Below are 12,979 nucleotides of genomic sequence, written 5' to 3'. Positions count from 1 at the left end.
AAACTGACTTCAAACGCTAAGCACACAGGACTATTGCCTCGAGCATGAACATGAAAATTTAACTTCTTGGCGTTTACAACTTATTTTGAAACAAACTCTATGTCAGAGAATAACAAAATTATAAACACATGAAAAAAATGACATTAACTCTATTGTTGGCAACTTTGGCTTTATGTGTCACATTTGCCAGTGAAGAAAGCAAAACCTGGGAAGCTTCTGATAAAGCGAAAGAATTTGTGCACGAAACCATTGTTATTGGTTTTTTTTGCTTGTCCTTATGGGGCAGGGTGGACTGAAGACAAACATTTACACGACTACCTCGACCGATCCAGAGCATGTGGTATAACAGGGCATAGTATGACACTGGCAGCAGCTGGGCATACATGGGAAAACTTTGTGTGGGAGCATCAAAAATGGAAATCAACTATGGCTCAAACCCCCGACAAGTATATTTTTGTTCGTAGTGTTAGAGATATTGAGGCAGCGCACATACGTGGAAATACAACAGCCGTTGTTTGGAACTCACAAACATCTACTATTTTGAATGGAGATCTCAAAAAGGTTGCTACCCTAAAGGAGATGGGAGTAGGTAGTATGATATTGGCTTATAACGATCTGTTTCGAGCTGGCTCAGGTTCATTAGCCGAATTTAATGGTAACAATACTGGTGTTACCAGTTGGGGCTTGTCTGTTGTCGATGAAATGGTAAAGCATGGTATCATAGTTGACCTTAGTCACATGGGACCAAAAACAACCCACGGTATAATGGATTACATGGATGAAAAATACCCTGGCGTACCCTATGTGTTTACACATTCATTACCAGCAGGATTGTATAAAAATGAAGCAAAAGCTACCAAGAGGGGGTGCTATCGAAATATTTCGGATGAGGAAGCACTTCGTGTGGTAAAATCAGGAGGTTATGTTTCACCTACCTTTACAGAATGGATGATGGATGGTATATGGCCAGATGATATCACGCCTCAGCAATGTGCAGATATGATAGACTACTATGTGAAATTGCTCGGTGTTGACCATGTTGGAATAGCATCAGATGATATGTTTACGACCAAGCCAACGATGGATTTTGTTGCCAAAAATGCAGCCATGTATTCCGATGATGGTTACATGGTAAACGCCTTTAATAAAGGAGCGACAGGTTGTGGCGAATTAGCAAAAATTCTTCCCGCTATAACTGATGAACTTTGGAAAAGAGGTTATACCAATGAAGAAATAGCCAAGATTTATGCTAGTAACAAAATACGTGTATATCGTGAAGTTTGGGAAGGCTTTTCACCCGAAGAAGACCCTGTTGATAAGGCAGAACGTGACAAGTTTGTTAAGGAGCAACGTGAGAAATTTATGGAACGTTAAGAAAATCATAGTATGACTAAAAAGATTATCCTATTATTAATTGGAGGTATATTTTTAAATACCTCCAATGTTTTATTCGCTCAGGAAGAGCCCAAGCAATGGGATAATCAAATCTTTCTTGGTAATAAGGTTTCTTGGGGAAAGAACAAGTGGAAATATTCAGGAGAATTACAAACTCGTTTAATAGAAAATGCCCGAACACTAGATCGTTGGTATATAGAGGGTGTATCGTCTTATATGCCCAATAAAAATTGGGAAATAGTGCCTGACCTTAGAGTTAGTTTCAGGCCCAATAGTACTGAATATCGTCCAGGTATTGGTGTATTAAGAAAAGATCACTTTAATAAAGGAGAAGAGCTAAAGCACCAGCTGGTTCATCAAGTTAAATTTCAAGCAGACTTTAAGCCTGATAACACTGATTTTGGTTTACGCTACATTACATTTTATAATAACATTGTAAGTAAAAAGGTTATTGCAACAGGTTTGGCTGGGATTTTTTATAGTTGGAATGATCAATTTCAAGGCATATAATATATTAGAGGCGGAGCTGGGCTTGCCTACTTAATAGATGTGCAGCACGCCTTAAACTTCTCTTATTTTGCTGGAGCTGCAAACTTGGGTGACTCATGGAATTATCAGGGAAGTTTGGTAGTTCAGTTGGTAATAAATATCAACAAAGGATATAAATATGTTCCTGCAAAGTATATTAATTTCTAAGGTTGATCATGCTTATGTCTATCGCTATAGGCGAAGGATAGAAATGAAATGATGGAAGGACATTAAAATGGTTAGCTTGACTATTATTTATTAGCTATGTGTAGAAATAAAAAAAAACCAGTAAATCATTGATTTACTGGTTTTTTTAGTGATCCCGGCAGGACTCGAACCTGCAACCTCTGCGGCCGTAACGCAGTGCTCTATCCAATTAAGCTACGGAACCATTTAGGTTGATTTGTGAACCATTGTTCTCAAATGCGGTGCAAATATAGATAAAAGCTGATTAAAACACCAAATTATAAATGATAAAAAATCCAATTATTTTTGCCAGTATTCAGCAACATTAAGACTTATAGCGTGTTGGCTGTTTGAAAAAAATAAAAGGTTATTCATCAAATATGAATAACCTTTTACAAAGTAGTATTTTAAGCTGAAACCTATTATTCCATGCTGTTGCTCAAATCATCAATCACCATGTTTTTCATTGGCGTTGGCTCGACATCATCATATTGATAGGTAAACGTTTTCTCAAAGTTTTCACTTTCTGTTCGTCCATTTGATTTGACAATAAACGTAATTTCTGTTTTGCCAGGTTCTTGCAATTGCTTTAAATCAAACGAAACAAATGCTCTTAAAGGTGGCGTGGTATATTCATCCCCATTGGCGTTATGCCGTATCTCCAACACAGGAATCCCCTCTTCGTTGGTGGGTGCATTTTCATCAGAAACCAAATTAATGTAATGAGTATGCCACGGTGCTCCTTCATACATAAAATCAACATTCAGGTAATGATTGGCGATATAAACGTTTTCACTTTGGTTTTTGAACCATAAGGGATCATGTCCAATCTCTTCTTCATTTTCCTCCGTTAGTTCAACAATCTCTTTTGTGAGAATTTTGTTATAGCCGTTGAGTAAGACGTAGTGGTCAACAGTTTCTTCTTCTTCCGCATCGCCCAATATTGTGAAATTGATAAACATGCGATCGCCCAACTCGAAGCCATGGTCTAAACCAGCTGGTGCTGAAATAAATAATTTTGTACCACCATCCGTTGTAATTATGTTGGTGCTGGGGTCATCTTCAATATTTCCAATGGTCAGCCACATGTCGTTTAACGAATAGCCATCATCATCATCAGAACAACTATGGCTTATTAACCCTGCAAGCATCAGAATCATTATAAATTTTAAGTTCTTCATGTTTGTTGTGTTTAAAGATTTATTTTACAGTTACTTATTTTTTCAATAAATATCGTGCCAGTGTTAATGCTTTTCACATTGCTTAACTTTTTAGAAGAAAAAATAAGAAAGAGCTTGTGTAAAAATAGATGAACACTCGCTGTTTATGGTTGTTTATGTAAGGTCAGAAAGTTATTTTTGGCAAGGGTTTTTATTTAAAGATGAGGGAGTAGCATGAAGCAATTTGCTTTTTTGATAACATTGATAAGTATTATTGGTATTGATATAATTGCGCAGGATAACACCAACCGCTTTGTTAAACCTATGAAATTGAGTCCATCGGTTAGTGGTAGTTTTGGTGAGTTGCGTTCTAATCACTTCCATTCGGGATTGGATTTAACGACCAATAGAAAAACAGGTTATCGAATATATGCTTCAGATAAAGGCTATGTATCGCGTATAAAAGTATCGCCTTTTGGTTATGGAAAAGCCTTGTATATTGATCATGAGGGTGGATTTACTACTGTATATGCTCACCTAGAAAGGTATTCGAATCGTATTGACTCATTAATTAGGGCACGCCAGTACGAACAAAAAAGCTTTGCCATTGAGCTGTTTTTTAAGCCAGGCGAACTAGAGGTTGCCCGTGGCGAAGTGATTGCTTATAGCGGTAATTCGGGCGGTTCTGGTGGGCCACATTTACATTACGAGGTGCGCGATAAGGCCAGCCAAAAACCAATGAACCCATTACAGTTTAGGGATGATATACCAGATGATGTGCGCCCTCAGGTACAAGGAATGAAGTTGTATTGTTTATCAGATGATGCAAGTATTGCTGGTAAACGAAAAGATGTGTTTGTGCCAACGGTTTTTTACGATCGGGCATTTCATCCCAAAGGATCTACCAAGTTTACAGCCTATGGTAAAATAGGTGTGGGAGTTCAGGTCATTGATTATCTAACTGGTTCGTGGCGTAAATGTGGTATTTCAACCATGGATTTATTTGTAAACGATACCTTGGTGTATAATTTTAAAATTGACAAGTTTAGTTTTGCCGAGTCGCGCTACATCAATTCACACATCGACTATGCCGAAAAGAAACGAACAGGCAAGGTTATTCAAAAAGGCTTTGTTGAACCCAATAACCGTTTGAGTTTATATGGGGTTAAGAACGAGTATTCAGCTGATATTAAGCCGGGCGATAAAAAGATATTCAAATTTGTGATTGAAGATTTTGTAGGAAATAGATCCGTTTTGGCTTTTACTGTAATTGGAGAAGCACCACTGCCAGCTAAGTCGATAGGTAAGACCAATTTTATAAAAGTTAACTATAATAAAGCTTTTAAGCTGGATACCTTGGGAATGAAGTTGTCGATCCCTGCCAAAACTTTTTATACGGATATCGATTTGTTTGTTCATAAGGAGGATAAAGATGGATTATTAGGGCCAGTGTATATTATTGGCGACAAGGAAATACCCTTGCATCGTTCCATGACAGTGACAATCCCTGTTCCCGATTCCCTACTGCATTATAACGAAAAGCTTTTAATAGCTGGAGTCTCCAGTGCCAACAAAACATACGCCATTGGCGGTAAAGTAAAGGATAGCGAGTTAAGTGTTAGTACCAGAGGGTTTGGTCGCTTTACAGTGGCCATTGATACAATTGCGCCTACCATAAAACTAAGAAAAGCCCCCGAAAACAATAACTATTCTTCTCGTGCTTCCATCGAATTAATTATTAACGATGAGTTTAGTGGAATAAAATCCTACGAGTGCCTGATTGATGGTCAGTGGGCCCTGTTTGATTACGACGCAAAAAATTATCGTTTAACAGGGACCTTTAAGCACATGCCATTTTTAAAGAGGGGGCAACATGAATTACAGGTGAAGGTTGTTGACGGTTGCGGAAATGAATCACTTAAATCATTTCAGTTTTCTAATTAGTATTGGCGTAATTTTTGCTTGTGAAAGCGCAGTTTTGTAAGGTGTCAATGATTGACATAATTACCAATTCATCAGTCTAAAACCGCGAACTGTTGTATATTTGTTCGCATTGAAATTTAAGTTGCTTTATGTTGAAAAAGATTACCCTCATAATATTAGTCCTAAATTGCTTAGTGAGTTTTAATGCTTCGGCACAAATTAATACCGACAGGATGCTCACCATCGGTAAAAATGCCCTTTACTTCGAAGATTATGTGTTGGCCATACAGCATTTTAATAAGGTAATTAAAGTAAAGCCCTACTTATCCGATCCTTATTTTTATCGTGGTTTGGCTAAGTACTATCTTGAAGATTACAATGGAGCCGAAGTAGATTTAAATACCTGTTTAAGTAAAAATCCTTTTCTGATTGATGCCTACAATGTCAGAGGTATTATCATGAGTAAAAGGGATAACCACGAAAAGGCGATTGAGAATTACAGTAGTGGATTAGAAATACAACCCGAAAATATTAATTTGTTGATAAATAGGGGTAATAGCCATTCTGTATTGGAGGAGTTTGATAAAGCCATTGAAGATTTCGATATCATTATTAAATCCAATCCGTCGATGTTAAGTGCTTACCTAAGCAGGGGAGCGGCAAAAACACATGCAGGTGACTCCATAGGAGCTCTTGAAGATTTTAGTAAGGTAGTAAAGTTGAATCCATACATGTCTAATGGTTTTGCCTCCAGAGGTATTTTGTATTACCAGATGAAGCGGTTTGAGGAAGCTTTGGCTGACTATGATAAGGTAATTGAATTAAAGGATGATTTTGCAGGTTACTACATGACGCGTGGTGTAATTCGTTATCAATTGGACGATTTAAGAGGAACCATGAGCGATTTCGACAAAGTGATTGAGTTAGATCCTAAAAACAGTTTAGCCTATAATAACCGTGGGATACTACGTGCTCAAATAGGTGATAAAAATAGAGCTATAGAAGATTTTTCGCGTGTCTTGGCATTAGATCCTAACGATTTATTGACCTTATACAATAGGGCGATTTTGTATGTCGAGTTGGGGCAAAATAAGCAGGCACTTACCGATTTTGATATCATCATAGAAAATCATCCTAATTTCGGTCCGGCCTACTATAACCGAAGTATTGCCAAACAAAACCTGGGTGATATGAATGGTGCTGAGCTTGATTACATGACCGCTGTTAAGCTAAACGCCGATAAGAGAAGTGGTGATGCTATGGCTTCCAATAAAAAACAGGATAAGACCGAGGATGATAATAAGGATGGTAAAAAGAAGAGCAAGCAGACACGTAAAAAGTCGGATAAGGACATTCGTAATTACGATAAGCTAGCTGTTTTAGATGACTTTGGTGACGATGAACAAGAGGAGGAGCGTTTTGAGAGTATAAGGGGTAAGGTCCAAAATCGCAACATCTTTATTGATTTAGAGCCCGTATTTGGTTTAACCTATTATTCGGGCGATACAGTACTTACCCGACCAGCCTACTATGAAAAAGAAGTGGTGGCTTTTAATAAAAAGGAGTATTACAAAACACCCATGGTAATTACCAATAGGGAGATAGAAGCAGAGGGCTTGAAATACATTCGGATGGTGAGCGACATAAGTGCCATAACCGAAGAGCTACAAGATCCTGAAACAGAGCGAGAGATGCTTATTACCAGGGGATCTTTGTATAGTACTTCGATGAATTACAGCAACGCCATGGCTGATTATAATGAAATTTTGAAATCGAACCCTGATAATGTGGTAGCTTTGTTTAATAGAGCTTACACACGCCATAAAATGGTAGAGATAATCAAAGCTCTTGAGGAAGAAACACAAGCGCCAAACAGTGTCATGTTAAGTGGGCCAATTAAAACCAAAAGTACTCCAAAGGTTCAGCCGGCCAAAACCTCCCATATTTTGGATTACGAATTGATTATTAATGATCTCAATCGAGTAATAGAACTATCCCCAGGATTTGAGTTTGCCTATTATAATCGCGCCATTGTTGAGTGTTTAAAAAGGAACTTTTTGCAGGGTTTGGAAGATTTTACCAAAGCCATAGAGTTAAATCCTGAATTTGCCGAAGCTTTTTTTAACCGCGGATTAACGCGTATTTACCTAAAGCAAGAGTCAGAGGGAACCAATGACTTGAGTAAAGCTGGAGAGTTGGGTATTTACAAAGCCTATAACGTAATTAAACGCTATGGATCGGAAGATGCCGTGGCTGATGAAAGTGTAGCAGAAGTAGAATAGATGAGTGTATTACCAGAAAATTTTGATACTGATAACGCTGAATTTCAGGATGCCCTGAGATTGATTCAACATACTAGTTCATCGGTGTTTTTAACGGGGCGTGCTGGTACAGGTAAATCTACTTTTTTACGATACATATGCCAGCATACGCATAAAAAGTTTGTGGTGGTAGCGCCAACTGGTATTGCTGCCATTAACGCAGGCGGTGTAACCATTCATTCGTTCTTCAAAGTGCCATTTAGGCCAATTTTGCCCGATGATCCGGATTTGTCAACACAAAAGGGACGCATCTTCGACTTTTTAAAGTACCGCAAGGCACACACTCAAATAATTAAGGAGTTAGACCTGTTAATAATTGATGAGGTGTCGATGGTTCGTGGTGATATCCTTGATTTTATTGATCGGGTTTTGCGTGTATTTACCAAGAATATGAATCAACCATTTGGAGGTATTCAGCTCTTAATGGTGGGTGATGTTTTTCAGCTTGAACCCGTTGTAAAGCGTGATGACTGGTCAATATTACGTCGCTTTTATCAATCGCCTTATTTCTTTTCAGCACGGGTATTTAAACAAATTCCTTTGGTACAGATAGAGTTGAAAAAGGTATATCGACAAAATGATGATGCCTTTGTTAATTTGTTGGACAAGATTAGATTGAAACAAGCTGGTAATAATGATATTGCTGCCATCAACGCACGTTTTGATCCATCCTTTCAGAGTCCTATTGATGAATTTTTTATTACTCTGGCAACTCGTCGTGATACGGTTGACTATATCAACGATAATAAACTGGAACAGTTGGAAGGCGAGGAGCACGAGTTTCAGGGGCGTATCTCAGGAGAATTTCCCGATAGCGGATTACCCACTTTAAAAGAATTGGTTCTGAAAGAAAATGCGCAGGTAATGTTTGTCAAAAATGATATGGAAAAGCGCTGGTACAACGGTAGCTTAGGACGTATCGAAGAAATGAATGAACATGGCATTTCTGTAAAGCTGCAGAATGATGAGATACATTTGGTAGAAAAAGAAGTATGGCGTAACATACGTTATAAATACGACGAAAAGAATAACCGAATAATAGAAGAGGAGTTGGGCTCTTTTACACAATATCCGCTTAAGTTGGCATGGGCCATAACGGTGCACAAAAGTCAGGGCTTAACATTTGATAAAGTGATGCTTGACTTCTCAGGAGGTGCTTTTGCAGGCGGACAATTGTATGTGGCATTATCACGTTGTATATCACTGGAAGGTATTGTGTTAAAAACAAAAATATCGCCACGTGATGTGATTGTAAATAGTGAGGTGGTTAGTTTTTCGAAAGCAGCCAATAACAAGGTGCTAATAGAAAAGGAACTGCAAAAAGCTAAAGCGCAGGATTTATACAAAGCTGCTCAGGATCAATTTAATGAGAATAACTTTTTTGATGCTGTTCAGTCTTTTGCCATGGCTAATGAAAAGCAGGAATCCCTATCGGTAGAATCGGTTCAGCGATTAATTGCTGTGCGTTTGAGTAAAATTACAAAGCTCGAAAACGAAGTGAAGGAACTGAACTCAGCCCTTAAGCGGCAGCAAAAAAGTGTAGAAGAGTTTGCTCGAGAATATTATTTAATGGCTAATGAGTGTGTCCTTAAATTTGGCGACAAACCATCAGCCATGGCAAATCTTAATAAAGCCCTAAAGCTTAAACCTCATTTTTTTGATGCTTTGGTACGACGTGCAGGCTTACATGTTGAAATGGGTGCCTTGGAAGATGCTGAAAAAGATTACACCAAGGCCTCTAAAATAAAGCGGAAGTCATATAAAGTAATGTATAATAGAGGACGTACCAGGCTCGAACTAAAGAAGTACGAAAAAGCCTATAATGATCTGTTACAGGCTACGCGAATTAAAAAAGATAAAGCCGACGCTTATTATTATCTCGGGGAAGCTTGTGAGAAATTAGGGGATTTTGACAAAGCCAAAGAGTACAAAAATATTGCTGAACACCTTGGCTTTGATGAGTAAAAGTCTTTGGTAAGGAATTAGCTTGTTTTATTCTTTATCCTTATTCCATATACTTGGCATTACCACATTGTACTTAACCGCCCAAATTCGGATGCCAATAATTGTTACCACAGTAACCAATTGGCATATCACCACTGGTACCGTCAGATAAAACAAGATTAAGTAGATGATGGCACCTGAAATACAGGCTGTCGCATATATTTCTTTGTGGAATAATACGGGTACTTCGTTGGTAAGGGTATCGCGTATAATACCACCTACAACAGCCGACGAAAGGCCCATAATCACAGCGATTGGCGCTGAAATGCCAAATGCTAATGCTTTTTCAAGGCCAATAACCGTGAACACGCCAATTCCAATTGTATCAAATAAAAACAGTGTGTTGCGTAGTTTGAGAACAGCCTTTTTAAAAATGATTGTTATTAGTACCCCAGCAATAATCAAGAAAAAATAAGCATTGGTCTGAATCCACGAAACAGGCAAGTTACCCAACATGATATCACGAACAGTACCTCCGCCAATTGCGGTAACAAAACCAATAAAGGTAGCACCAAATATATCAAGCTTCTTTTGGCCAGCAGTTAATGTGCCACTAATGGCAAAAACCATGGTTCCTAAATAGTCAAATAACAGTATTAAGTCAAATGAAGGCATTGGTATTTATTCATAATAAGGTTTAACATCAATTACGCTCATGCCTGCGCTTTTTGCGGCCTCAATTCCTAAATGGCCATCTTCAAATACTAAACAACAGTCTGCATCTACGCCTATGCCTTTAGCTGCCTTTAAAAATGTATCAGGGTGCGGTTTGTAATTATCCACATCATCCGAAGTCACAATAATATCGAAACGCTCAATAATGCCTGCGTCGCTAAGTAAACGTTGTGCACGCTCACGACTGGCACCTGTGCCAACAGCCATTGGGAGCTTGCCCTGGAATTTATCCATTACATCAATAACTGGTTGTATCAGTTGTACATGGTGCAGGTTATTTTCAACAAGTTGTTCTTTTTTATTTACCAGTTCAATGGCAGAGATGTCCATTTGATAACGAGCAATCAGGTCTTTACTTAATTCAACAACAGGCCTGCCAGTTAGGGTAATAAAAAAGTCATAACTGAACTCAACGCCAAAAGGGCGACATGCTTCCAACCATGCTTTATAATGTATGGGTGTGCTGTTTACCAGAGTGCCATCCATGTCAAAGATGAGACCTTTAATATTATCAGCTACGGGTATTGCTTTTGGGTTTGATTTCGATTGCTTGTTCATGTGCTTCTTTTTTTTGTGCCGCGAAATTAAACATTATGATTGTGAAAAATAATTTTATTGCTTTAACAATTCATAACTTTGCTTAAACATTAGCATTGCTAATATGTTTAATCCAAAATTACATTTCAAACTTAACTCAAAAATTATGGATGGATTTAGTATGCAGGATTTTGACTGGCAGAAGATTTATGACTGGATTATCGCCAATGGACTCAAAATATTAGTGGCAATCCTCATTGTTGTCATTGGTCTATGGATTATCAATAAAATAATTAAAGGTTTTAAACACCTGTTAGCATCTCAACAAATTGATGAAACACTGGTTCCCTTTCTGGTGAGTTTATCGTCGGTGACATTAAAAGTTCTCTTGTTTATTAGTGTTATAAACTATCTGGGAGTTAACATGACTTCGTTTATTGCTATTTTGGGTGCTGCTGGATTAGCTGTAGGTATGGCTTTATCGGGTACTTTACAAAATTTTGCAGGTGGTGTTATTCTTTTAATCCTAAAACCATTTAAAGTAGGGGATTACATCGAAGCACAAGGGCAAACAGGTATTGTTAAAGAGATACAAATTTTCAATACGATTTTAACTACTCTGGATAATAAAATCGTTATAATTCCAAACGGTGGCCTATCAACTGGAGCCATGACAAATTACACAAAAGAACCCACACGACGCGTTGATTTTGTGTTTGGCATTGGTTACAACGATGATATAGATAAAGCCCGCGACATTATTCTTGAGGTGGCAAACAAGAATGAGCTGATTATGAAAGATCCAGAAATGTTTGTTGGTGTATTGGAACATGGAGATAGTTCAGTGAATTTAGTTACGCGTGTATGGTCAAAAACGGAAGATTATTGGGCTGTTTACTTTTACATGATGGAATTTGTCAAAAAAGAATTTGACAAGCAAGGTATCACTATCCCATATCCTCAGCGCGATGTACACATGTTTAACGAGATATAATTATTAACCCCTAATAATGCTCTGCATCCGGTAGAGCATTTCTTTTTAATCAATTTACTTTTATGAAGAAAGTTTTAAGTATTTGCTTGTTACTTGTAAGTGTTATGGCTTATGGACAAACAGCAGATAACGATTCAATTAAAAACTGGACGATTGGTGCCACACCGGCGTTTACATTTAACCAGGTTTCGTTAACCAATTGGGCTGCCGGTGGTAAAAACTCCCTTGCAGGTACCTTTTTGTTGAACATGCATTTTAACTACGCCAAAGAAAATGTTAGCTGGGAAAACCTCTTTGATTTAGGTTACGGATTAACCAAGCAAGGCTCCGATAACATGGTAAAAACAGAGGATAAGCTTTACTATACTTCTAAATTTGGTTATGCAGCTGGTAGCGAAAAAAAATGGTTTTATACCGCACTCTTGGATTTTAAAACCCAGTTTGACGTAGGATATAATGATCCACCAGAAAACACACTTAAGTTATCAGAATTTATGTCGCCTGCCTATCTTAATTTATCCTTGGGTTTTGATTATAAACCAAATGATAATTTCTCGCTTTACATGTCGCCATTAACAAGTAAAACAACTATTGTGTTGGATGAAGCTTTATCTGATGCTGGTGCTTTTGGTGTTGATCAAGGCAAGAATACGCGTGAAGAGTATGGTGCGTCGGTTAAAGTATTAGCCAAAAAAACCGATCTAATAAAGAATGTAGACTTTAATACGCGTTTGGATTTGTTCTCGAGTTTAAGCGAAAAGCCAAAGAACATTGATATTGACTGGGAGCTGGCATTTAACATGAAGGTTAACGATTACCTAAGTGCAATAGCATCAGTGAACTTTATTTACGACGATGATATTAATTTTGTTGATGAAGAGAGTGTTGTTCATGGCCCTAGAGGTCAGTTCAAACAGCTTTTCGGATTTGGGGTAAGCTATAAATTCGGTAATTAAATAAAAACACATTCACATTAAAGCCCGGCATTATAATTATGTTGGGCTTTATTATTTACGTAAGGGTTTTAAAAGGTATTCCAGGCCATTTAGTTTAATCTCGTAGAGCGTGTGAAGTAACATACCCAATTGACCTTCGGGGAAACCTTTGTTATGGTACCAAACCAAGTAAGGCTCAGGTAAATCGCACAAAATTCGTCCTTTGTATTTGCCATATGGCATGCGCATGGTGGTGAGTACTTCCAGTAGTTTTGGATTCATAATTATAGTTTTTGGCGAAAGTACTATTATTACTTGAGT

General features: G+C 37.9%; 12 protein-coding genes and 1 tRNA gene. 8 read left to right on the top strand and 5 right to left on the bottom strand.

Going from position 1 to position 12,979, the window contains the following annotated elements; all coding sequences use genetic code 11:
* The first annotated feature begins 128 nt into the window (after positions 1 to 128).
* From FNN09_RS21365 to FNN09_RS16300, 3 genes are read left to right on the top strand one after another with little or no spacing between them, the layout of a single operon-like run.
* Complete coding sequence (locus tag FNN09_RS21365; protein WP_221932519.1) at positions 129 to 296, top strand: hypothetical protein; 168 nt, start codon at positions 129 to 131, stop codon at positions 294 to 296.
* A complete protein-coding gene (locus FNN09_RS16305; protein ID WP_255434148.1) occupies positions 235 to 1,374 on the top strand; it encodes a membrane dipeptidase in 1,140 nt (379 codons plus the stop codon). Before FNN09_RS21365 ends, FNN09_RS16305 begins: the two co-directional genes overlap by 62 nt.
* A 12-nt stretch (positions 1,375 to 1,386) precedes the next feature.
* A complete protein-coding gene (locus FNN09_RS16300) occupies positions 1,387 to 1,905 on the top strand; it encodes a DUF2490 domain-containing protein (protein WP_143303499.1) in 519 nt (172 codons plus the stop codon).
* A gap of 335 nt (positions 1,906 to 2,240) precedes the next feature.
* On the opposite strand, the gene FNN09_RS16295 is transcribed toward FNN09_RS16300, so the two are convergent.
* A tRNA-Arg gene (locus tag FNN09_RS16295) sits at positions 2,241 to 2,314 on the bottom strand.
* A 217-nt stretch (positions 2,315 to 2,531) separates the two neighbouring features.
* Positions 2,532 to 3,290 carry a NigD-like C-terminal domain-containing protein gene (locus FNN09_RS16290; RefSeq protein WP_143303497.1) on the bottom strand — a complete coding sequence of 253 codons (759 nt, stop codon included), beginning with the start codon at positions 3,288 to 3,290 and terminating at the stop codon, positions 2,532 to 2,534.
* Between the two features lie 213 nt (positions 3,291 to 3,503).
* Between FNN09_RS16290 and FNN09_RS16285 the strand changes: the two genes are divergently transcribed.
* The 3 genes from FNN09_RS16285 (at position 3,504) to FNN09_RS16275 (ending at position 9,478) form a co-directional block, all read left to right on the top strand.
* A complete protein-coding gene (locus tag FNN09_RS16285; RefSeq protein ID WP_143303496.1) occupies positions 3,504 to 5,213 on the top strand; it encodes a M23 family metallopeptidase in 1,710 nt (569 codons plus the stop codon).
* 128 nt (positions 5,214 to 5,341) lie between these two features.
* Positions 5,342 to 7,474: a tetratricopeptide repeat protein gene (locus FNN09_RS16280; protein ID WP_143303494.1), complete on the top strand. Its 2,133-nt coding sequence runs from the start codon at positions 5,342 to 5,344 to the stop codon at positions 7,472 to 7,474.
* Positions 7,475 to 9,478 carry a tetratricopeptide repeat protein gene (locus tag FNN09_RS16275; RefSeq protein WP_143303492.1) on the top strand — a complete coding sequence of 668 codons (2,004 nt, stop codon included), beginning with the start codon at positions 7,475 to 7,477 and terminating at the stop codon, positions 9,476 to 9,478.
* 27 nt (positions 9,479 to 9,505) lie between these two features.
* Here the strand turns inward: FNN09_RS16275 and FNN09_RS16270 are convergent, their stop codons facing one another.
* Positions 9,506 to 10,132 (bottom strand): trimeric intracellular cation channel family protein, encoded by a 627-nt coding sequence (locus FNN09_RS16270; protein WP_143303491.1) that lies wholly within the window; start codon positions 10,130 to 10,132, stop codon positions 9,506 to 9,508.
* 6 nt (positions 10,133 to 10,138) lie between these two features.
* Entirely contained in the window at positions 10,139 to 10,750 is a 612-nt protein-coding gene (locus FNN09_RS16265; RefSeq protein ID WP_143303489.1) for an HAD family phosphatase, read from the bottom strand.
* 145 nt (positions 10,751 to 10,895) lie between these two features.
* Between FNN09_RS16265 and FNN09_RS16260 the strand changes: the two genes are divergently transcribed.
* Together FNN09_RS16260 and FNN09_RS16255 are read left to right on the top strand one after the other, a co-directional pair.
* Complete coding sequence (locus tag FNN09_RS16260; RefSeq protein WP_255434147.1) at positions 10,896 to 11,723, top strand: mechanosensitive ion channel family protein; 828 nt, start codon at positions 10,896 to 10,898, stop codon at positions 11,721 to 11,723.
* 62 nt (positions 11,724 to 11,785) lie between these two features.
* A complete protein-coding gene (locus FNN09_RS16255; RefSeq protein WP_143303487.1) occupies positions 11,786 to 12,679 on the top strand; it encodes a DUF3078 domain-containing protein in 894 nt (297 codons plus the stop codon).
* Between the two features lie 51 nt (positions 12,680 to 12,730).
* Here FNN09_RS16255 and FNN09_RS16250 read toward each other — a convergent pair whose 3' ends face one another.
* Complete coding sequence (locus tag FNN09_RS16250) at positions 12,731 to 12,940, bottom strand: DUF3820 family protein (protein WP_143303485.1); 210 nt, start codon at positions 12,938 to 12,940, stop codon at positions 12,731 to 12,733.
* Positions 12,941 to 12,979 lie beyond the last annotated feature (39 nt).

Source organism: Carboxylicivirga sp. M1479, from assembly GCF_007097485.1.
Lineage (GTDB): Bacteria > Bacteroidota > Bacteroidia > Bacteroidales > Marinilabiliaceae > Carboxylicivirga.
The sequence above is the reverse complement of the archived record's forward strand: the minus strand, read 5'-3'. Positions and strand labels throughout refer to the sequence as shown.

Bases quoted from the DNA above. Each gene is read 5' to 3' on its own strand.
- FNN09_RS21365 (WP_221932519.1), top strand. From the start codon at position 129: ATGAAAAAAATGACATTAACTCTATTGTTGGCAACTTTGGCTTTATGT.
- FNN09_RS16300 (WP_143303499.1), top strand. From the start codon at position 1,387: ATGACTAAAAAGATTATCCTATTATTAATTGGAGGTATATTTTTAAAT.
- FNN09_RS16290 (WP_143303497.1), bottom strand. From the start codon at position 3,290: ATGAAGAACTTAAAATTTATAATGATTCTGATGCTTGCAGGGTTAATA.
- FNN09_RS16285 (WP_143303496.1), top strand. From the start codon at position 3,504: ATGAAGCAATTTGCTTTTTTGATAACATTGATAAGTATTATTGGTATT.
- FNN09_RS16280 (WP_143303494.1), top strand. From the start codon at position 5,342: ATGTTGAAAAAGATTACCCTCATAATATTAGTCCTAAATTGCTTAGTG.
- FNN09_RS16275 (WP_143303492.1), top strand. From the start codon at position 7,475: ATGAGTGTATTACCAGAAAATTTTGATACTGATAACGCTGAATTTCAG.
- FNN09_RS16270 (WP_143303491.1), bottom strand. From the start codon at position 10,132: ATGCCTTCATTTGACTTAATACTGTTATTTGACTATTTAGGAACCATG.
- FNN09_RS16265 (WP_143303489.1), bottom strand. From the start codon at position 10,750: ATGAACAAGCAATCGAAATCAAACCCAAAAGCAATACCCGTAGCTGAT.
- FNN09_RS16260 (WP_255434147.1), top strand. From the start codon at position 10,896: ATGGATGGATTTAGTATGCAGGATTTTGACTGGCAGAAGATTTATGAC.
- FNN09_RS16255 (WP_143303487.1), top strand. From the start codon at position 11,786: ATGAAGAAAGTTTTAAGTATTTGCTTGTTACTTGTAAGTGTTATGGCT.
- FNN09_RS16250 (WP_143303485.1), bottom strand. From the start codon at position 12,940: ATGAATCCAAAACTACTGGAAGTACTCACCACCATGCGCATGCCATAT.